Annotated in this window: 15 protein-coding genes; 9 read left to right on the top strand and 6 right to left on the bottom strand. The window is 61.6% G+C overall.

What is annotated here, in order from left to right:
• Positions 1 to 7 precede the first annotated feature (7 nt).
• From TRM7557_RS17560 to lpdA, 5 genes are all read left to right on the top strand, one after another.
• Positions 8 to 3,550: a YhdP family protein gene (locus TRM7557_RS17560; protein WP_110590798.1), complete on the top strand. Its 3,543-nt coding sequence runs from the start codon at positions 8 to 10 to the stop codon at positions 3,548 to 3,550.
• Positions 3,551 to 3,623: 73 nt separating this feature from the next.
• Positions 3,624 to 4,676 (top strand): tRNA preQ1(34) S-adenosylmethionine ribosyltransferase-isomerase QueA, encoded by a 1,053-nt coding sequence (gene queA / locus TRM7557_RS17565; protein WP_058291504.1) that lies wholly within the window; start codon positions 3,624 to 3,626, stop codon positions 4,674 to 4,676.
• Between the two features lie 182 nt (positions 4,677 to 4,858).
• Positions 4,859 to 6,133 carry an MFS transporter gene (locus TRM7557_RS17570; RefSeq protein WP_058291505.1) on the top strand — a complete coding sequence of 425 codons (1,275 nt, stop codon included), beginning with the start codon at positions 4,859 to 4,861 and terminating at the stop codon, positions 6,131 to 6,133.
• Between the two features lie 149 nt (positions 6,134 to 6,282).
• Positions 6,283 to 6,861, top strand: a complete 579-nt coding sequence (locus TRM7557_RS17575) for a DUF924 family protein (RefSeq protein WP_058291506.1) — start codon at positions 6,283 to 6,285, stop codon at positions 6,859 to 6,861.
• 235 nt (positions 6,862 to 7,096) lie between these two features.
• Positions 7,097 to 8,503, top strand: coding sequence for a dihydrolipoyl dehydrogenase (gene lpdA / locus TRM7557_RS17580; RefSeq protein ID WP_058291507.1), 1,407 nt, complete (start codon positions 7,097 to 7,099; stop codon positions 8,501 to 8,503).
• A gap of 56 nt (positions 8,504 to 8,559) precedes the next feature.
• On the opposite strand, the gene TRM7557_RS17585 is transcribed toward lpdA, so the two are convergent.
• A complete protein-coding gene (locus TRM7557_RS17585) occupies positions 8,560 to 8,874 on the bottom strand; it encodes a hypothetical protein (RefSeq protein ID WP_058291508.1) in 315 nt (104 codons plus the stop codon).
• Positions 8,875 to 8,877: 3 nt separating this feature from the next.
• The gene (locus TRM7557_RS17590; RefSeq protein WP_058291509.1) at positions 8,878 to 9,264 is read right to left on the bottom strand and encodes a hypothetical protein; all 387 of its coding nucleotides are present in this window, start codon (positions 9,262 to 9,264) and stop codon (positions 8,878 to 8,880) included.
• A 108-nt stretch (positions 9,265 to 9,372) separates the two neighbouring features.
• Between TRM7557_RS17590 and TRM7557_RS17595 the strand changes: the two genes are divergently transcribed.
• The 3 genes from TRM7557_RS17595 to uvrA all read left to right on the top strand — a co-directional run bounded on the left by TRM7557_RS17595 (position 9,373) and on the right by uvrA (position 14,554).
• Positions 9,373 to 10,305 carry a LysR family transcriptional regulator gene (locus tag TRM7557_RS17595; protein ID WP_058291510.1) on the top strand — a complete coding sequence of 311 codons (933 nt, stop codon included), beginning with the start codon at positions 9,373 to 9,375 and terminating at the stop codon, positions 10,303 to 10,305.
• A gap of 106 nt (positions 10,306 to 10,411) precedes the next feature.
• Entirely contained in the window at positions 10,412 to 11,599 is a 1,188-nt protein-coding gene (locus tag TRM7557_RS17600; protein WP_058291511.1) for an MFS transporter, read from the top strand.
• A 93-nt stretch (positions 11,600 to 11,692) separates the two neighbouring features.
• Positions 11,693 to 14,554 carry an excinuclease ABC subunit UvrA gene (gene uvrA / locus TRM7557_RS17605; RefSeq protein WP_058291512.1) on the top strand — a complete coding sequence of 954 codons (2,862 nt, stop codon included), beginning with the start codon at positions 11,693 to 11,695 and terminating at the stop codon, positions 14,552 to 14,554.
• Between the two features lie 100 nt (positions 14,555 to 14,654).
• On the opposite strand, the gene TRM7557_RS17610 is transcribed toward uvrA, so the two are convergent.
• Complete coding sequence (locus TRM7557_RS17610; RefSeq protein WP_058291513.1) at positions 14,655 to 15,098, bottom strand: hypothetical protein; 444 nt, start codon at positions 15,096 to 15,098, stop codon at positions 14,655 to 14,657.
• Between the two features lie 126 nt (positions 15,099 to 15,224).
• Here TRM7557_RS17610 and TRM7557_RS17615 point away from each other — a divergent pair, with 126 nt between their 5' ends.
• The gene (locus TRM7557_RS17615) at positions 15,225 to 15,986 is read left to right on the top strand and encodes a helix-turn-helix domain-containing protein (RefSeq protein ID WP_058291514.1); all 762 of its coding nucleotides are present in this window, start codon (positions 15,225 to 15,227) and stop codon (positions 15,984 to 15,986) included.
• Here the strand turns inward: TRM7557_RS17615 and TRM7557_RS17620 are convergent.
• The 3 genes from TRM7557_RS17620 to TRM7557_RS17630 form a co-directional block, all read right to left on the bottom strand.
• The gene (locus TRM7557_RS17620; protein WP_058291515.1) at positions 15,974 to 17,557 is read right to left on the bottom strand and encodes a Hint domain-containing protein; all 1,584 of its coding nucleotides are present in this window, start codon (positions 17,555 to 17,557) and stop codon (positions 15,974 to 15,976) included. The two genes, TRM7557_RS17615 and TRM7557_RS17620, sit on opposite strands and share 13 nt — an antisense overlap.
• Positions 17,558 to 17,725: 168 nt before the next feature.
• Entirely contained in the window at positions 17,726 to 18,598 is an 873-nt protein-coding gene (gene mmsB / locus TRM7557_RS17625) for a 3-hydroxyisobutyrate dehydrogenase (protein WP_058291516.1), read from the bottom strand.
• Positions 18,599 to 18,602: 4 nt separating this feature from the next.
• On the bottom strand, positions 18,603 to 19,646 hold the full coding sequence (locus tag TRM7557_RS17630; protein WP_058291517.1) for an enoyl-CoA hydratase/isomerase family protein: 1,044 nt from the start codon (positions 19,644 to 19,646) through the stop codon (positions 18,603 to 18,605).
• Positions 19,647 to 19,656 lie beyond the last annotated feature (10 nt).

The following is a 19,656-nucleotide window of genomic DNA, read 5'->3' on the forward strand; positions in this document are numbered from 1 at the left end:
ATAGCCCATGTCTGACAAAGTAAAGCCGGATAAGCCCGATCAATCGCCTGATCCTGCGGCGGCCGACCCTGCAACGGGCGGGGTCACCAGCGCTGCACAGGCCGTAGATGCACAGCCGGCAGATGCACAGGCGGCAGATGCAGAGGCGGGATCTGATGCGGGTTCTATTGCGGGGCTGGCGGTGTCAAAAGGGCGCGCCGGGGGGGCGGTGATCGGGATGCTGGGCTTTCTGGGCAAAGCCGCGATGCGATTGATCGGGTTTCTTTTGGCGCTGGCAGTTGCGGCTGCGGTGATGCTGTACCTGATGCTCGACCGTCAGGTGGACATGCCGGATTGGGTTCGGGGTGAAGTGGAGCGGCGGCTGGAACATAACCTTGGCGGTCTGCAGATCGACTTTGGGGAAATTTCGGTTCTTGTCAGCCAGGGGTGGCGGCCCAGCGTGTCGCTGCGCGATGTCACGCTGAGCTACCCGGATGGCACATCGGCGCTACAGGTGGCGGATGCGCAAGCGGCTCTTGCCATGCGGCCCCTTCTGAAGGGGCAGGTGCGGCCAAAAACCATTTCCCTCAGTGGGTTGTTTGCCATTCTTGAACGCGGCGAAAACGGCGCGGTGGCGTTGCGCTTTGGCGATGGCAACACGAATTTCCGTCAGGCGGACAGTTTTGCGCTGCTGATGGAGCAATGGGATCAACAGCTGACCCTGCCAATATTGTCGGCGCTGACACAGGTAGAGACCCATGCGCTGACGCTGCGGCTCGAGGATCTGCGGCTGGGGCGCGGCTGGACGCTGGACGGCGGTGCTGTCACGCTGTCGCGCAGCCAGGGCGATGTGGAGTTTGACGCAGGCTTCTCTGTCCTCAGCGGTCGCGACTTTGCCAGCACGGTCGAGGCCAACTACCGGTCGCGGATCGGCGACACGGCGGCGGAATTTGCGCTGGTGATCACCGAGGTCCCGGCCGAAGATGTGGCCGTGCAAAGTGCGGCGCTTGGCTGGCTGTCGGTTCTGCGTGCGCCGATTTCCGGCGCGGTGCGCGGGGCGGTGGACAGTGACGGAGGGCTGATGCCCCTGCAGGCGGCGCTGGAAATTGGCGAAGGCGTGATCCAGCCGGAAGAGGCCGCCAAACCCGTGCCGATCCGCGGCGCGCAGAGCTTTTTCACCTTTGATCCCGGCGGCGAAGAGCTGACCTTTGACAGTCTGAGCATCGACAGCGGCTGGGGCAGCGGCAATATGCAGGGCACCGCCTCTTTGGTTGGGGTAGAAAACGGTCAGCTGCGCGAACTGGTTGGGCAGCTGGCGTTTTCAGACCTGAAACTGAACCCGCGCGGGTTTTATGACCAACCGCTGGAGCTGACCGGGGTCAATGCGGATTTCATGATGGAGCTCAACCCCTTCCGGCTGCGTCTTGGGCAGATGCTGGTGGAACGGGACGGGATGCATATTCTGGCCAAAGGCGAGGCACGAGTGGGCGATGCGGGGTGGGATTACGACCTCAGCGTCAGCTCGGACCGCCTGAGCCCAGAGCTGATCAAGGCGCTCTGGCCCACCACAACCCCGCCCAGGCCACGCCAATGGGTGCAGGACAATGTGCTGCGGGGCACGATCTATGACGCCGAAGTGGGGCTGCGCGGGCGTGGCGGCCAAAAGCCCTTTGTGTCGGTGGATCTGAACTTCCGGGACGGGGAGGTCAAATATCACAGGACCCTGCCCAATGTGGTGCAGGCTGCGGGGCAGTTGTCCATTCACGGCCACCGTCTGGTTGTGACCGCGACCGAAGGTCTGCTGCTGCCGCCTGAAGGCGGGCCGCTGGATATGAGCGGCACCTCTTTTATTATCCCGGACACCTCGCTTCCGCCGGGCGAAGGCTTTGGCATTCTGCGCGCCGATGCAACGGGCGCGGCCACGGCGGCGCTGTCCCTTTTGAACCTGCCGCCGCTGTCGCTGATGGATAAGGTGGACCTGCCGGTGGCCCTTGGTGACGGGCAGGTGGCCGCACAAGGCACCATGACGATCCCGCTGCGGGACCATGTCGATGCCAGCGATATTGAATACCACTATACGGGCACGCTGGCGCAGCTGCACAGCGATAAACTGCTGCCCGGCCATGTGCTGGAGGCCGAGGCGCTGAGCCTGCGCGGCGATCAGAGCTTTGTCGAGATTTCCGGCCCCGGTCAGCTCAGCGGCATTCCCTTTGATGCGGTCTGGCGACAGGAGATCAACCCGGAGGATCCGCAGGCGGGCCGCGTGCGCGGCACGATCGAAATCAGCGACGCTACGGTCAAAACACTTGGCATCGGTCTGCCTGACCGCAGTGTTTTTGGCCGTGGCGAAGGGGTGTTCGATGTTACCCTGCCACCGGGCGGCGCGGCGCCGCGCCTGTCCTTTACCAGCGCGCTGGCAGGGGTTGGGCTTCGTCTGCCGGATCTGGCCTGGTCCAAGTCCGAACGGTCGCAGGGGCGTCTGCGCGTTGAAGCGCGCCTTGGCGACAGCCCCGTGGTCGAAGACCTGCAGCTCGAGGCGCCGGGCCTGGCCGCGCGGGGGCGGGTCACCACCAAAGCGGACGGCGGCCTGAACCGGGCAGAATTTTCCAGCGTATCCCTTGGCGGCTGGCTGCGCGGGGCGGTCACGCTGGAGGGGCGCGGCGCAGCGGCCCCGGCGGTTTTTGTCCGGGGCGGGCGTATTGATCTGCGCAATCTCCCCTTTGACAGCCAGTCCAGTGGCGCAGGCGGGTCCAGCAGCGGTGGCAATGTGCCGATTGATCTGCAACTGGATCAGCTGCAGGTCACCGATGGATTTGCGCTGAGCGGGTTTCAGGGGCGGTTTTCCACCCGTGGCGGTTTCAACGGAGAGTTTTCGGGCCGCCTGAACGGCAAGGCCCCGCTGACAGGCGTGGTGGTGCCGCAGCAGACGGGGCTGGGCATACGGCTGAAGGCCAAGGACGCCGGTGCGGTGCTGCGCGCGGCAGAGATTATCGACAACAGCTTTGGCGGTGATTTTGAAATGACCCTGCTGCCAACCGCGAAGCCCGGCGAATACACCGGTCAGGTGCGGGTTGGCCGCATTCGGGTCAAGCAGGGGTCGTTGATCACGGCGCTGCTGAACTCCATCAGTTTGGTGGGGCTGGTGAATGAGCTGGCGGGCCAGGGCATCCAGTTCAACTCGGCAGAGGCCGATTTCCGGCTGGGGCCGGAATATCTGACGCTGACAAATATGTCGGCGGTGGGCGCGTCTATTGGGATGTCGATGGAGGGGCTTTATAACCTCAGGACCGATGCGCTGGACATGCGCGGGGTGCTGACGCCGGTCTATGCGTTGAATGCCATTGGCAGTGTTCTGACGCGACGGGGCGAGGGGCTGTTTGCCTTTGCCTTCCGGCTGCGCGGAACCGGGGCGGATCCGGATGTCTCAGTCAATCCGCTGTCGGCGCTGGCGCCGGGGTTCCTGCGCGAAGTGTTCCGGGGCGAAAAGCCCTTGAAACCCGGCGAGCAGCGCAAACGCAAAACCGCAGAAGAGCTGCGGGAGGAGCGGCGCCAACGGATCGAGGACCGCTGAGTGCAGCCGTCGCCCGTGGGCTCTTGCTGTGGGCTCTGGTCTTGGCGTGCAAAGCGGTGTAAGGCCGCTCCCCATGAAGCTCAGTGATTTTGATTTCGACCTCCCCGATACCCTGATTGCGACCCGTCCTGCGGTGCCGCGGACCTCTGCGCGGCTGCTGGTGGCCGAAGGCGATGCGATCCATGATGCTCGCGTGGGGGATCTGCTGGACTGGCTGCGCCCCGGCGACCGGCTGGTGCTGAACGACACCAAAGTGATCCCCGCCCGGCTGAGCGGTCAGCGGCATCGCGACAGCGCGCAGGGGCCGGTGTCGGCCAAGATCGAGGTCACCCTGCTGGAGCCGCAGGCCGATGGGGCTTGGGCTGCGCTGCTAAAGCCGCTGAAGAAGATCAAAATTGGCGAAACCGTGGTGTTCAGCGACGATCTGTCCGCTGAGCTGGTCGAGATTGTGGACGGGCAGGGACGGTTGCAGTTCAACCTGTCCGGCGATGACTTTGACGCCGCGCTGAACGCAGCCGGCGCCATGCCGCTGCCGCCCTATATTGCCGCCAAACGCGCCGCGGATGAGCAGGACAAAACCGACTACCAAACGGTCTGGGCCAAAAATTCGGGCGCCGTTGCAGCGCCCACCGCGAGCCTGCATTTTGACGAACCGCTGCTGAAAGCGCTGGCCGAGAAGGGCGTGGACTTCACCCATGTGACCCTTCATGTGGGCGCGGGGACCTTCCTGCCGGTGAAGGTCGATGATGTGACCACCCATAAAATGCACGCCGAATGGGGCCGGGTGAGCGAAACCGCCGCAGCCGAGATTGCGGCGACCAAAGCCGCTGGGGGGCGGGTGATCCCCGTGGGCACCACGGCGCTGCGCCTGATCGAAAGCGCCGCACGTGTCGGCGCCATCGCCCCTTGGGAGGGCGAAACAGATATCTTTATCTATCCGGGCTTCACCTTCCATGTGGCCGATGCGCTGATGACCAACTTCCACCTGCCCAAGTCGACGCTCCTGATGCTGGTGTCAGCGCTGATGGGGCAGGACGAGATCCGCCGCGTGTATGACCACGCGGTGCGCACGGGCTATCGGTTCTTTTCTTATGGCGACGCATCGCTTCTGCTTCCCAAGCGGTAATTTTTCAGCCCACGGCCCGCTTTCTGCGGTCTGAAAACGACCACAAGTCGTTTCCGAGGTATCGCGCGAACGCGGCTCTGCTAGGGTCGCGAATGCGCGCTAGGGTGTCGTCAGGTGAACGGCAGAGAATCCTGCCCCATGAGAGAGGGCGCGCGAGGCTTTCTGCGAAGGAGACGCGTGCCATGTTTCAGGTTCTATCAAACGCCTGGGCCCTGTTGATGGGTGTCGGATTGCTGATGCTCGGCAATGGGTTGCAGGGCACGCTTTTGGGCGTGCGCGGATCGCTGGAAGGGTTTTCGACCTTTACCATGTCGATTGTCATGTCGGCCTATTTTGTCGGTCTTCTGCTGGGCAGTTACTTTGCGCCCGGAATGATCCGGCGTGTGGGGCATGTGCGGGTCTTTGCGGCGCTGGCCTCGTTGATTTCGGCGGTGATGATCCTCTATCCCGCACTGGCCAATCCGGTGGCTTGGGTCTTTGGCCGTCTGGTGGTGGGGTTCTGCTTCTCTGGCGTGTATGTCACGGCGGAAAGCTGGCTGAATGACGCAACCGACAATGAAAACCGTGGCAAGGCGCTGTCGCTTTATATGATCGTGATGACCCTGGGTCTGGTTGCGGCGCAGGGTTTCATTCTGATCGGCGATCCCGGCGACTACCTGCCGTTTGTGATTGCTTCGATTGCGGTTTCGATTTCTTTCGCGCCCATTTTGCTGTCGATTTCGCCCGTTCCAGCGTTTGAGACCTCTAAACGCATGGAGATGCGCGAGCTGTTCAAACTCTCGCCGCTGGGCTGTGTGGGCCTGTTCCTGCTGGGCGGGATCTTCTCGGCGCAGTTTGGTATGGCTTCGGTCTATGCGACGTCGGCGGGATTGGATATTCAGCAGATTTCCATGTTCACCGCCTCTTTTTATGTCGGCGCCTTGTTCCTGCAGTTCCCGATTGGCTGGCTGTCAGATCGGATGGAGCGTCGCCGTCTGATTATGTTTGTCGCACTGATTGGCGGTGGCGCCTGTATGGCGGCGATGATGCTGGGCGGGAACTTCTACCTGTTGCTCGCGTCGTCCTTCCTGACCGGTGGTCTGGTGAACCCGCTTTATGGTCTGCTGCTGGCCCATGCCAACGACTATTTGGAGCATGACGATATGGCGTCGGCGGCCGGGTCGCTGCTGTTCATCAACGGTCTGGGCGCATCGCTGGGCCCGGTGGTGATCGGCTGGATGATGTCGGACGCGGCCTTTGGTCCCTCTGGGTTCTTCCTGTTTATGGCCATTCTTCTGGGTCTGATGGCCTTCTATGCGGCCTATCGCGCGACTCAGCGGGCGGCGGTTCCGGTCGAAGAAACCGGCATTACCCCGGTTATGACCCCAACCGCGACCCCGGTCGCGGTGGAGTTTGCCCAAGAATACGCCATTGAATATGACCTCGAAGAGCAGGAAACCGCCGAAGGGAACGCATAAGAAACGGATGTTTCCGATAACGGCGCCATTCTTCACGGAAATGTCGCAACCGATACGAAATGTGACCGAAACTATCCTTGTGTTACCCCGCGTAACTAAGGTTCATTTAAGTGTCACATATTCAAACAACGCCCTTGGAGCGATTAGCTATGGCAGGCCCTGAAGAGATTCTTGAATTCTGGCTCGACACCGTCGAGGAGAAAGACTGGTATCTTCAAAACGATGCGCTGGATGCGCGGATCCGCGAGAAATTCCTCAAGACATGGGAGGAGGCTAGCGAAGGCGCCTATTCCATGTGGCTCACGTACCCAAGCGGCGCGCTGGCCTATATCATTCTGATGGATCAGTTCCCGCGGAACATGTTCCGCGGATCCGACAAGGCCTTTGCCACCGACCGTGCGGCGCTGGCAGCGGCCAAAGCGGCGGTGGATCGCAAGTGGGACCTGCGGATTGATGAACCGGCCCGCCAGTTCTTCTATCTGCCGATGATGCATTCCGAGAGCCTTGCGGATCAGGAACGCTGCGTGCGTCTGATCAAGGAACGCATGCCCAAATGCGGCGCCACCAACCTGCTGCACGCCCGTGCGCACCGCGAGGTGATCCGTCTGTTTGGCCGCTTCCCTTACCGCAACGAGGCGCTGCACCGCCCGTCGACCGGGCCGGAAATGGCCTATGTCCAGTCCGGTGGCTACGGCGAGACGGTGCGGGGCCTGCAGGCTGCCCGCTAAGGCAAAAACCTGCCAATCCCCGCATCTCGCGACGATTTATTGCGGCCCTTATGGGTAAAAACGGCTCCTGACCCTTGGGGGCCGTTTTTCTTTTGCGGGTTAAGAATCTGAAATACATGCGAAATATGATCGCCCTGCGGCGCTGTGCCCCTAGGTGAACTGTCTGATTGCAGTGCTGCGGAAATTAGTTTAACGGTAAACTAGTTTTTGGATCTTTGTTCGTGAGGGACCACACATGGCGGCGACTTCCTATGACGTGATTGTAATTGGTGCGGGGCCGGGCGGCTATGTGGCTGCCATCCGCGCAGCCCAGTTGGGCCTGAAGACCGTGGTGGTCGAACGTGAACATCTGGGCGGCATCTGCCTGAACTGGGGTTGTATTCCCACCAAAGCGCTGCTGCGGTCGTCGGAAGTGTTTCACCTGATGGAACGCGCCAAGGACTTTGGCCTGAAGGCAGACAACATCGGTTATGATCTGGATGCAGTTGTCAAACGCTCGCGCGGGGTGGCCAACCAGCTGTCCGGCGGCATTGGCCATCTGCTGAAAAAGAACAAGATCGACGTGGTCATGGGCGAGGCGACCATTCCCGCCAAGGGCAAGGTCACCGTGAAAACCGCCAAAGGCACGGAAGAGCTGACCGGCAAGAACATCGTTCTGGCCACCGGCGCCCGCGCCCGCGAACTGCCGGGTCTTGAGGCTGACGGTGATCTGGTCTGGACCTACAAACACGCGCTGCAGCCGTCGAAGATGCCCAAGAAGCTGCTGGTCATCGGCTCTGGTGCGATCGGCATTGAATTTGCCAGCTTCTACAACACACTGGGTGCCGAGACGACCGTCGTTGAAGTGATGGACCGCATCCTGCCGGTGGAAGACGCGGAAATTTCCGCATTTGCCAAGAAGCAGTTCGTGAAGCAGGGCATGAAGATCATGGAAAAAGCCATGGTCAAGCAGCTGGATCGCGAACCTTCTAAAAACGGCGGCAAAGTCACCGCTCATATCGAAGTGAACGGCAAGGTCGAAAAGCAAGAGTTCGACACCGTGATCTCTGCTGTCGGCATCGTTGGCAACGTCGAAGGGCTGAACCTCGAAGGTCTGGGCGTGAAAATCGACCGCACCCATGTTGTGACCGATGAATACTGCCGCACCGGTGTTGATGGGCTCTATGCGATTGGCGATATCGCCGGCGCACCGTGGCTGGCGCATAAAGCGTCCCACGAGGGTGTCATGGTGGCCGAGCTGATCGCAGGCAAACATGCGCATCCGGTGAAGCCCGAAAGCATTGCTGGCTGCACCTACTGCCACCCGCAGGTCGCATCGGTGGGCTATTCCGAGGCGAAAGCCAAAGAACTGGGTTACGAGATCAACGTGGGCCGCTTCCCCTTTGTCGGCAACGGCAAGGCGATTGCTTTGGGCGAACCCGAGGGCATGGTCAAAACCATCTTTGACGCCAAAACCGGCGAACTTCTGGGCGCGCATATGGTTGGCGCCGAGGTGACCGAGATGATCCAGGGCTATGTGGTTGGTCGCCAGCTGGAGACCACCGAAGAAGACCTGATGCACACCGTCTTCCCGCATCCGACCCTGTCGGAAATGATGCATGAAAGCGTGCTGGACGCCTACGACAAGGCCATCCACTTCTGATTTCTCAGCACTTTGCTGCAAAAGGGGGCCAATCGGCCCCCTTTTTGGGTTCACGGTCAGCTCATCCGCGCGGTCAGCAGGATTGTGGCCTGTTCCAGATCAAACAATTGATCCCGCCGCGCCATCTGGCTCTGATACTCCGGATCCTCTGACATCCCCTTGAGTGAACTCTCGGGGTCTGCGGTCTGAAACAGATTGACCAGATTGGCCGGAACCGCCCCCCGCAGGGCTTTTTCGGCGCGCAGGGGCTGGTCCAGACGTTGCAGCCCGTGGCGTTCAAACACTGGCTTTAACCCGTCGAAATAGGCCACGGCCTCTTCGAGCGTCGCGCCGGGCTTCAGGGGCAGGATGTCGACAAGAACAAAGCTCATGGCTCAGCCCTCTTTCCGTTCGGTGACCATAATGGTGGCCCGTTCCAGGTTGAAGATTTTGTCGCGGGTGGCGACGTATTGCAGGTAGTCTTCGTCCGAAAAGATGCCGTTGAAGGCCTTTTGCGGGTCGTCGGTCTGCCACAGGTTCACCACCTGCGCGTCGATCGTGCCGCGGACAATGTCCACCACCTGAAGCGGCTGATCTGATCGTGTCAGCCCATAGCGGGCAAAGATCGGCTCTACGTCAGTGAAATAGGCCTGCGCCTCGGCCGAGGTGCGGCCATGGTGCAGCGGCAGAATGTCGAGGATCAGGAAGTCTTCGGCCAGCGCGCTGAGCGGCAGGCTGTTGAACGCCACAAGAACAGTGGTCAGCAGGGTTTTGCGTAACATATGCGGTTTCCTTTGCAAATTTGGGCAAGGGCCTTTTGCCCTTGTGGCAAAAGATGGCGTATCGTAGCTGTGACACAATTGGCCGAAATGAGACATGGCGGTGCATGAATGGAACAAAGCTCTTGGGATGATGTGCGCCTGTTTCTGGCGCTGGTGCGTGGGGGCAGCATGCGGGCCGCCGCACAGGCGCTGGAGGTGAGCCATTCCACCGTCGCCCGCCGCATGGAGCAGCTTGAACGCCGGGCGGGCACGCAGCTGGTGGCACGGGTCGACGGGGCGCTGACGCTCAGCGATGCGGGGCAGGATCTGCTGGCGGTTGCGGAACGGATGGAGGGCGAGCTGCAGGCGCTGGAGCGGCGCAGCTTTGGGCGCGACCATGCGCTGTCCGGCCCATTGGTTCTGGCCATTCTTGATGCGCTGATGGTGCCGCCGGTGCTGGCGCTGCTGGCCGCGTTTCGCGCCAAACACCCGCAGGTCGAGCTGGAGCTGAAGGTCGGAATGGACCTGAGCGACCTTGAACGCCGCGAGGCGGATCTGGCGCTGCGGTTTGGCAATAGCCCGTCGGACGCGCTGGTGGGGCGCCGGATCGCAGAGACCGGGCGCGCCGTCTATGGGGCGGCAAGCTATGTTGCGGCGCATTGGCCTGATCCGGTGGCGCGGGGGGCAGGGTGGATCGGATTTACCCCGGTGGGCCAGGCCGAGACCTGGAAGCGGAAGACCGGGTTTGCCGCGCTGCCGACCCACTATAGGATGGCCGATATGCGCAGCCAGGTCACCGCCATGAAGGCGGGCATGGGGATCAGCCTGCTGCCGTGTTTCCTGTGTGATCCGGACCCGGATCTGCGGCGGATCAGCGCGGTGGATTTTCCCAGCTACCAACAGCTTTGGCTGCTGCGCCATGCGGATGCGCGCAACAATGCCCGCCTCAAGGCGCTGAGCGATCATCTGTACGACGGGTTTCGCGGGCTAGAGCCGCTGCTGCGCGGGCAGACGCAATCGCAGTTTGACCCGTCTGAACTGTCCGCGAACTGCGGCGGCTGACCTGCTTTACCTAGGGTGGATTGCCATTCGCCTCTTGCAGGTCTAACGAGGAAGCCTGGCCCCGTCTTTGGACTGAATTTGCACTTGGGGCCGAGGAGGCAGAGCGATGGCACAGGCACTTCAGCCCCGGACAAAGACCCTCTGGGGCGCGGTTCTTGCGGTTTGGGCTGCGGGCCTTGGCGCAGCGGCGCAATATGGCAAGATTTCGGTTGTGTTTGACCGCCTGCCTGAATTGTATCCCGAGGCCGGTGCCGGGCTGAGCTGGACCGTGTCGCTGGCCGGGGTTCTGGGCATCCTGCTGGGCGTGGTTGCCGGGCTGTTTGTGGCCTCCTTCGGCTTTCGCCGCACGCTTGTGTGGTCCCTGTGGCTGGGGGCGGCAATGTCGCTGTTGCAGATGCTGCATCTACCGTTTGGACTGTTCCTGACAACCCGGCTGATCGAAGGTCTGTCGCATCTTGGGATTGTGGTCGCCGCGCCGACGTTGATGGCGATGCTGGGCACCGATGACACGCGGGGGCTGCTTTTGACGATCTGGAGCACCTTCTTTGGCGTGTCCTTTGCGTTGCTCAGCTGGTTCGGCCTGCCGTTTGTCGCCTCGCAGGGGGTGCTGGCGCTGTTTGGTCTGCATGGGGTCATTATGGCCGCACTCGCCGTGGTGCTGGGAGTCGCCCTGCGCAATGTGCCTGTCCCGCCGCGCGCGCCTTTGCCGGGGCTGGGGGCGATGCCGGGGCTGCATCTGTCGATTTACCGCTCGCCGTTCAAAATGGCGCCGGCTGCGGGCTGGCTGTTTTACACCTGCTGCTTTGTGGCGATCCTGACCGTGCTGCCGCCTTTTGTCGCCGAGGAAAACCGCGCGCTGGTCATGGGCGCCATGCCGCTTGTCAGCATGGGCGTTTCGATGACCTTTGGCGTGGCGCTGTTGCGGCTGATGCCTGCGGTGCGTCTGGTGCAGCTGGGCTGCCTGCTGGGCGCGGGTGCAATGATGTGGCTTTGGGCGGCAGAGGCCGGTGCGGTGGCCTGTATTGCCGTGGCGGCGGCCTTTGGGCTGATCCAAGGGGCAAGCTTTGCATCGGTGCCGCAGCTGAACGCTGATCCCAGCGCTCAGGCCGAAGCCAATGGCGCGATGAGCCAAGCGGGCAATGCCGGCAATGTGATTGGCACCCCGCTTTTGGTGTCCATGCTGGCAGTGGGCGGCTTTGGCGGCATGGCCCTAACGGTGGCGGTGCTGCTGCTGTCGGCGCTATTGGTGCATGAAGTTCTGGCACAACTGCGCCGCCGCGCGCAGCGTGCTTGACGAAACTTGGGTTTGTTCCCTAAAAGTTCCTTAATTTTTCTTGGCGCATTTGCTCGGGGCACCTATGTCTAGGGCAACATCCCCGGGGGCAGTATGGCTGAGCTGAAAAACATCGAAGTGCGCGGTGCGCGCGAGCATAATCTCAAAGACATTGACGTGGACATTCCGCGCGACGAGCTGGTGGTGATCACCGGCCTGTCCGGCTCGGGCAAATCCTCACTGGCCTTTGACACCATCTATGCCGAGGGGCAGCGCCGCTATGTCGAAAGCCTGTCGGCCTATGCGCGCCAGTTCCTCGATATGATGGAAAAGCCCGATGTGGATCATATCTCGGGCCTGTCGCCCGCGATTTCCATTGAGCAGAAGACCACGTCGAAAAACCCGCGCTCGACCGTGGGCACGGTGACAGAGATTTACGACTATCTGCGTCTGCTGTTCGCCCGCGCAGGCACGCCCTATAGCCCGGCCACCGGCAAGCCGATCGAGGCGCAGCAGGTGCAGGATATGGTCGACCGGATCATGGATCTGGACGAGGGCACCCGTGGCTATTTGCTGGCGCCCATCGTGCGCGACCGCAAGGGCGAATACAAAAAGGAAATGCTGGAGCTGCGCAAGCAGGGCTTTCAGCGGGTGAAGATCGACGGGGCGTTCTATGAACTCGACGAGCCGCCGACGCTCGACAAGAAATACCGCCACGACATTGATGTGGTGGTGGACCGTCTGGTGGTGAAGGAAGGGATCGAGACCCGTCTGGCCGACAGTCTGCGCACCGCGCTGGATCTGGCCGATGGGATTGCCATCTTGGAAACTGCCCCCCGCGAAGGCGACCCGGAGCGGATCACCTTTTCCGAGAATTTTGCCTGCCCGGTCAGCGGTTTCACCATCCCCGAGATCGAGCCGCGCCTGTTTTCCTTTAACGCGCCCTTTGGGGCCTGTCCGTCCTGTGATGGTCTGGGCAAAGAGCTGTTCTTTGACGAACGTCTGGTGGTGCCGGATCAGTCCCTGAAGATTTACGACGGAGCCCTGGCGCCCTGGCGCAAGGGAAAATCGCCCTATTTCCTGCAAACGATCGAGGCGATTGCCAAGCATTACGAATTTGACAAGAACACCGCCTGGAAGGATCTGCCGAAACATGTGCAGCAGGTGTTCCTGCATGGCTCGGGTGATGAAGAAATCCCCTTCCGCTACGACGAAGGGGGCCGCGTCTATGAGGTGACGCGGGTGTTTGAAGGCGTGATCCCCAATATGGAGCGCCGCTATCGCGAGACCGATAGCAATTGGGTGCGCGAAGAGTTCGAAGCCTACCAGAACAATCGCCCCTGTGGTGACTGCGGCGGCTACCGCCTGCGCGAAGAGGCGCTGGCGGTCAAAATCGGCGGCATTCACATTGGGCAGGTGGTCGAAAAATCCATCCGCGAGGCGTTGGAATGGATCGAGGATGTACCGAACCATCTGACCGCCCAGAAACAGGAAATCGCCCGCGCCATTGTCAAAGAAATCCGCGAACGGCTTGGGTTCCTGAACAATGTGGGTCTGGAGTATCTGACCCTGTCGCGGAACTCCGGCACGCTGTCGGGCGGCGAAAGCCAGCGGATCCGTCTGGCGAGCCAGATTGGTTCGGGCCTCACCGGGGTTCTCTATGTTTTGGACGAGCCGTCCATTGGTCTGCACCAGCGCGACAATGACCGGCTGATCACCACGCTGAAAAACCTGCGCGATCAGGGCAATACGGTGATTGTGGTGGAACATGACGAGGACATGATCCGCCAGGCTGATTATGTCTTTGACATTGGGCCGGGCGCCGGGGTGCACGGTGGGCAAGTGGTCAGCCATGGCGTGCCCGGCGCTGTGCAGGCCGATGAGAATTCGGTGACCGGGCAGTATCTTGCGGGCACCCGCGAGATCCCAATTCCGGCCAAACGTCGCAAGGGCAATGGCAAGAAGATCAAAGTCACCAAAGCGACCGGCAACAATCTGAAGAACGTCACCGCTGAATTCCCGCTGGGGAAATTTGTCTGTGTGACCGGCGTGTCGGGGGGCGGTAAATCGACCCTGACGATTGAGACGCTGTTCAAGACGGCCTCCATGCGCCTGAATGGCGCGCGCCAGACCCCTGCGCCCTGCGAAAGCATCAAGGGGCTGGAGCATCTGGACAAGGTCATCGACATTGACCAGCGACCAATCGGTCGGACGCCGCGATCAAACCCCGCGACCTATACCGGCGCCTTTACCCCGATCCGCGACTGGTTTGCGGGTCTGCCCGAAGCCAAGACCCGCGGCTACAAGCCGGGCCGGTTTTCCTTCAACGTCAAAGGCGGGCGCTGCGAGGCCTGTCAGGGGGACGGGGTTCTGAAGGTGGAAATGCACTTCCTGCCGGATGTCTATGTCACCTGCGAGACCTGTAATGGCGCGCGCTACAACCGCGAAACGCTGGAGATCAAGTTCAAGGGCAAATCCATCGCCGATGTGCTGGATATGACGGTGGAGGACGCGCAGGAATTTTTTGCCGCCGTGCCGCCGATCCGGGACAAGATGGACGCGCTGATGCGGGTTGGTCTGGGCTATATCAAGGTTGGCCAGCAGGCGACGACGCTTTCGGGAGGGGAAGCGCAGCGGGTGAAATTGTCCAAGGAACTGGCGAAGCGATCGACCGGACGGACGCTCTATATTCTGGACGAGCCCACGACTGGCCTGCATTTTGAAGATGTGCGTAAACTGCTGGAAGTGCTGCACGAGTTGGTGGAGCAGGGCAACACGGTGGTGGTGATCGAGCACAATCTGGATGTGATCAAGACCGCCGACTGGATCATCGACATTGGCCCCGAAGGCGGCGATGGCGGTGGGGAGATTGTCGCGGTGGGCACGCCCGAGCAGGTTGCGGAAGAGCCGCGCAGCCATACCGGGCGGTATCTGAAGCCCATGCTGGACGCGGCGCGGAAAGTGGCGGCGGAATAGAGACCGGAGGGGCGCTGCCCCTCTGGCCCTCCGGGCCATTCACCCCGGAGTATTTCCGGCCAAAAGAAGAAGGCGGGCCGTTTGGCGCGCCTTTTTTGTTTTAACGCAGAGGGTTTTGCGCGGCGCGCAGGCGGGTCGCCCGGTACATCAGCGCCAGCGGCCACACCAGCAGCGCCAGAAAGCCTGTGTTCATCCCCACATTGAACCAGGCGCCAGACAGGTAAGAGCCAAGACTGTCGGGAATGTACCAGGCCAGCGCGCCGGTCAGCAGGATCTTTCCCACTGCCTGAGGGTGGCTGTGGCCAAAACAGGTTGCGAGGGCGGCAATGGTCATGCCCAGCCCACAACACAGGCCGCCCGCAATGGCGAGCAGCAGGTATTCCGTTTCAGTTGTGATGGGCTGTAACCCGTCCAGCGGCAGATGTGCGACGTCCAGAAAAACCGCAACCAGCGGTGCCAGGGGCGTGAAGGCGGCGAGCGCCAGAAGTAGACCAAAGGCCGCAAACCCATAGCCGACGGTTTTGAGAAGGGTGACGGGTGACATAGGAGAGCTCCTGTCGCTGTTGATGTCGGCGGTATTGTCGGGAGAAGCTGCGGCGTTTCAATTACCTGTGAGGTAAGTGACCTTGGGTGGTTTTGCCGTATTCTGAGGCGCAGAGGAGGACAGGCGATGCAGGCAGGCTTTGGGGCGGCGTTGAAAGAATGGCGCGGTTTACGACGGCTGAGCCAGATGGAGCTTGGGCTGGGGGCGGGCGTGTCTGCGCGGCATATTTCGTTTCTGGAAACCGGTCGGGCGCGGCCGTCGCGGGGTATGATCCTGCGGCTGTGCGAGGCGCTGCAGGTGCCCGGCGCGGGCCGCGATCAGATGCTGGCGGCGGCGGGGCTGGCGCGGTTTGGCGGTGTTGCCGCCGCAGAAGCGGCGCAGCTGCAGCCCCTGTGGGATGCAACAGCGCGGATGCTTGCGGGCCATATGCCCTATCCGGCGATGGCGCTGGACCGGCACTGGAAGATTGTGAAGATGAACCCGGCGGCGAGCGCCTTGCTTGCGGGCGCGGGTGTGGCAGAAGGCGACAGTGTTCTGGAGGCGCTGTTGGAAAACGCGGTGCTGCGCGACGCGCTGGTCAACCGCGTTGAGGTGGAGCAGCACATGCTGTCCCGGCTGCGGGCGGAGCAGGTGTATTTTGGCCAGGACGCTGTGCTAGAGGCCGCCATTGCCCGCTTGCAGGACCGTGGCCTCGACGCGTTGGAGGCCCCAACCGAGGCCGTGATTCCCGCCCGCTACCGGCTGGGCGATAAGGTCTGTTCGTTTTTTTCCACCATCACGCAGTTTGGCAGCACCACGGATGTGGCCCTGTCAGAGCTGAAGATTGAGATGTTCTTTCCCGCAGATGACCAGACCCGCGCGATTTTTGAAGGCGATCAGGCCAGATGAGAGGCCAGAACGCGGCCCTCATAAGCCTTGAGGGACAGGCGCGCGGCCGGGCCGTAGCCGCTTCCTGTGGTCAGATCCAGTTCCGGGAACATGTGCAGAAGCTCGTCCTGCGTGTCGGCATCAAAACCGGTCGCGGTCTCGGGTCCGGGTTGGTAGCTTTCGGTGAGCGCGCCATCTGACCAGAGGATTTCGTGGTCGCCGAACAGAAGGTGGAAATATTCGACCTCGGTCTGATCTGTTGCAGGGCGGATGGTCAGGTCATTGACCAGATCCTTGGCGCGCACCAGAACCTCGTCTTCGCCAAACAGAAGCTCGGCAAACTGGCCGGTGATCAGCATCCGGTGCTGCGGGGAGACCAGAAGATCCTTGTGATTGCCCAGCACGCCCTTGGCAAAGCGGATCGGGGTTGTGCGGGGATCACAGGCCATTTTGCGACGGCCCACCCACAAGAGTTTGCGCGGCCCATGGTCAAGCGTCATCACCGCCATGCCGGGGCGCAGGTCTTCGACGGCGCATTCACCACCAAGGGTGCGGATCAGGGTGCCACGGGTAAAACAGGGGGGCGTGATCGCATTGAACTCGACCAGTGCCGTGTCGCTGTGGCCGTCGTCATCGGTGACGGTGTAGTTGAAATAGGCGGTTTCAACATCGCCGTTGCCCTCAATATTCAGCGTGCCATCGTCATTCAGGGTAACAAACTGACCGCTGGCGAGTTCGACCGTATCGCCGGGATAGACGCGGACCTCGTTGATATGGGTGATGGTCAGCACGCCGGAGCCATCGCCATCATTGGACAGAACGTCCAGATTGCGCGCAGCGCCTGCGGGCATTTCGATTTCATCGTCCTGCGCCACAAAGGCCGACTGGACCGAACCGCCTGCGATCAGCAGGTTGGTGTCATAGGCTGCATCTGAGGTGTCCGCGACGCCGATCTTGATGGTGTTGATCTTGTCTCGTTCCACGGGGGCGACGAAGGTCAGGGTGATGGTGAACCCGTCCATCTCTGTGTTGAACTGGTCCTGGGTGTTGTCAACGTAGATGTTTTCGGAGCCCTGATTGATGTTCCCAATCGAAGCAGAGCCGTCGCCAATGGTCACTTCGGCCAGCTGGCCGTTGACCCAGACCCCCACCACGTCGTTGTACTGGCTGTTTGAAAATTCGGGGTATTCTTCCGAGGACAGGACAAAGTCGAGGGTGATGAAGTCGCCCTCGGGGATGAAGGTCATCTCCAGAAAGGCCGCGTCCTGAGTGTTGCCGGGAGTCAGGCTGTTGAAATCCACATCGCCGTCAATGCCATTGACATTATCCGTGGTCCGACCGCCCACCTGATTGGTGTTGGTGGTGCCATCGCTGTTGGTAAAGTCGACCGCGCGCCCGGTGGACAGGATCACACCGCTGTCCGCAGGGGCGACACCGGGGGTGGTGGTGTCCGCGCCGGAATAGATGCCAGAGGCCGCAGTGTCGCCGGAATAAGATGAGGTCAGAACCTGAATGCCATCGCCAAACAGCTCTGCGGCCATTTCATCCGCAGTGGCGTCTGTGTTGATGTTCAGCTCGTTTGCCGTTGCCATCTTCTGCTGTTCCCCATTTCACCCTTGTCCGGGCGTTTTCGACCTGTTGTCTCGAAATGGAGGTCAATTGGGGCAGAAATGAGGAGATGGTTAACAAAGCGTAAATGCCCAAGGGGAAGCTGTTGCAAATCTGCAATTGCCCCTTGGGGTCTGTTTGTTTGGAATGGCTTAGTCGCGGTTGCGCGCCTCGAACCGGGGCAGCATGGCTGAAAAATCGCGCCCAAGACCGTCTTCATCTTCGACAAAACGGGCATAAAGGGCTTCGGCCAGTTGCCCCATGGGGGTGTCGGCGTCGGCGCTGGTGGCGGCTTCCTGGCTCAGGCGCAGGTCCTTCAGCATCAGTTCTGCGGCAAAGCCGGGGGTATAGCCATTGTCAGCCGGGCTTTGCGGGCCGATGCCCGGCGCCGGGCAATAGGCGTTCATGGTCCAGCTGTAGCCCGAAGAGGTCGACACCACGTCAAACATCTTCTGCCGGTCCAGCCCCAGCTTATCGGCCAGCGCGAAAGCTTCGCAGGTGGCAATCATGGTCACGCCGAGGATCATATTGTTGCAGATTTTGGCGGCCTGACCCGCGCCCGCATCCCCGCAGTGCACGGCCTTCTGGCCCATAATGTCAAACAAGGGCGCAGCAATGGCGAACCCCTCTTCCGCGCCGCCGGCCATAAAGGTCAGCGTGCCCGCCGCCGCCCCCGTGATGCCGCCAGATACCGGCGCATCCACGGACAAAAGCCCCGCCGCAGCGGCATCCCCAGCCACCGCACGGGCGCTGTCGACGTCGACGGTGGAGCAGTCAATGTGACAGGCGCCTTTGGTCATGGCGGGCAGGATGTCTGCCGCGACAGAGCGCAGGATCGCGCCATTGGGCAGCATCGTGATGACGGCGTCGGCGCCGGTTGCGGCCTCCACTGCGGATCCCGCCAGGGTGACGCCTTCGACCGTGACATCTGCCATATCAAAGCCGGTGACGGTGTGACCTGCTTTGGCAAGGTTGGCCGCCATGGGCGCGCCCATATTTCCAAGGCCAATAAACCCGATTTTCATGTGACTACTCCTCCTCCTCAAAAGTCAGCCCTTTGGGGCCAAGCGGCGCAAGCAGCGCGTCGACCTCGGCCTTGGGGACTGGCACGCCTGCGTGTTTCCAGCGGGGTGCTTTGTCTTTGTCGATGATCAGGGCGCGAATGCCTTCGAGGAAATCCGCCTGTTCCTGCGCGCGGTAGGTAAAGCGGTATTCCAGCTTTAGCGCCGCGCGCAGATCGCCATCGGTGCGGCGCAGGTCGCGCAGGATGGCCAAAGTGGCCGCCATGGCGAGGGGGGATTTCTCGGACAGGGATGCCAGCGTCGCGGTTGCAAAATCACCGGGATCTGCGCGCAGGCTTGCGGTGATCGCTTCCAGATCATCAGACGCAAAATGCGCGGTGATGGAGTCGGCAAGGGCAGGGAGCTTGCCGTCGGGCGCTGGGATGGTGGCGCCGGCGAGGGCAGAGACATCGCCGGTTTCTTCCAGCGCAGAGATCAGCGCGGGCCATTGGGCTTCGGGGATGTAGTGATCGGCAAAGCCTGCAAGGATTGCATCCCCTGGACCCATGCGAAATCCGGTGAGGCCAAGGTAGTCGCCCAACAGCCCCGGCGCTGTGGCAAGAATATGCGACCCCCCCACATCCGGCACCAAGCCAATGCCGACCTCGGGCATGGCAATGCGGCTGGCTGCGCCGACAATGCGGTGGCTGCCGTGACAGCCAAGCCCGACACCGCCGCCCATGGTAAAGCCCTGCAGGAAGCTCACCACCGGTTTTGGGTATTCGGAAATGCGGGCGTTCATGCGGTATTCGTCGCGCCAGAAGTCCTGCCCATGGGCGAAATCTCCGGCGGTTCCACGCGCATAAAGTTCGGCAATGTCGCCGCCCGCACAGAAGGCTTTTTCGCCATCAGCATCCATGACAATGCAGGTGACGCGCGCGTCGTTGCGCCATGCTTTCAGCGCCGCGTCTACCGCCAGACACATGTCATGGGTCAGCGCGTTCAGTGCGCCTGCGCGGGTCAGGGTGATGCGGCCGGCATGGCCGATCACCCGAATGTCGATGTCAGACATATCCCTATCC

Origin of the sequence: Tritonibacter multivorans, assembly GCF_001458415.1 — a bacterium.
GTDB classification, from domain to species: Bacteria; Pseudomonadota; Alphaproteobacteria; order Rhodobacterales; family Rhodobacteraceae; genus Epibacterium; species Epibacterium multivorans.

Coding starts and splice junctions, on each gene's coding strand:
- TRM7557_RS17595 (WP_058291510.1), top strand. CDS start 9,373: ATGGAACAAAGCTCTTGGGATGATGTGCGCCTGTTTCTGGCGCTGGTG.
- TRM7557_RS17600 (WP_058291511.1), top strand. CDS start 10,412: ATGGCACAGGCACTTCAGCCCCGGACAAAGACCCTCTGGGGCGCGGTT.
- TRM7557_RS17610 (WP_058291513.1), bottom strand. CDS start 15,098: ATGTCACCCGTCACCCTTCTCAAAACCGTCGGCTATGGGTTTGCGGCC.
- TRM7557_RS17615 (WP_058291514.1), top strand. CDS start 15,225: ATGCAGGCAGGCTTTGGGGCGGCGTTGAAAGAATGGCGCGGTTTACGA.
- mmsB (WP_058291516.1), bottom strand. CDS start 18,598: ATGAAAATCGGGTTTATTGGCCTTGGAAATATGGGCGCGCCCATGGCG.
- TRM7557_RS17575 (WP_058291506.1), top strand. CDS start 6,283: ATGGCAGGCCCTGAAGAGATTCTTGAATTCTGGCTCGACACCGTCGAG.
- TRM7557_RS17585 (WP_058291508.1), bottom strand. CDS start 8,874: ATGAGCTTTGTTCTTGTCGACATCCTGCCCCTGAAGCCCGGCGCGACG.
- queA (WP_058291504.1), top strand. CDS start 3,624: ATGAAGCTCAGTGATTTTGATTTCGACCTCCCCGATACCCTGATTGCG.
- uvrA (WP_058291512.1), top strand. CDS start 11,693: ATGGCTGAGCTGAAAAACATCGAAGTGCGCGGTGCGCGCGAGCATAAT.
- lpdA (WP_058291507.1), top strand. CDS start 7,097: ATGGCGGCGACTTCCTATGACGTGATTGTAATTGGTGCGGGGCCGGGC.
- TRM7557_RS17590 (WP_058291509.1), bottom strand. CDS start 9,264: ATGTTACGCAAAACCCTGCTGACCACTGTTCTTGTGGCGTTCAACAGC.
- TRM7557_RS17570 (WP_058291505.1), top strand. CDS start 4,859: ATGTTTCAGGTTCTATCAAACGCCTGGGCCCTGTTGATGGGTGTCGGA.
- TRM7557_RS17560 (WP_110590798.1), top strand. CDS start 8: ATGTCTGACAAAGTAAAGCCGGATAAGCCCGATCAATCGCCTGATCCT.
- TRM7557_RS17620 (WP_058291515.1), bottom strand. CDS start 17,557: ATGGCAACGGCAAACGAGCTGAACATCAACACAGACGCCACTGCGGAT.
- TRM7557_RS17630 (WP_058291517.1), bottom strand. CDS start 19,646: ATGTCTGACATCGACATTCGGGTGATCGGCCATGCCGGCCGCATCACC.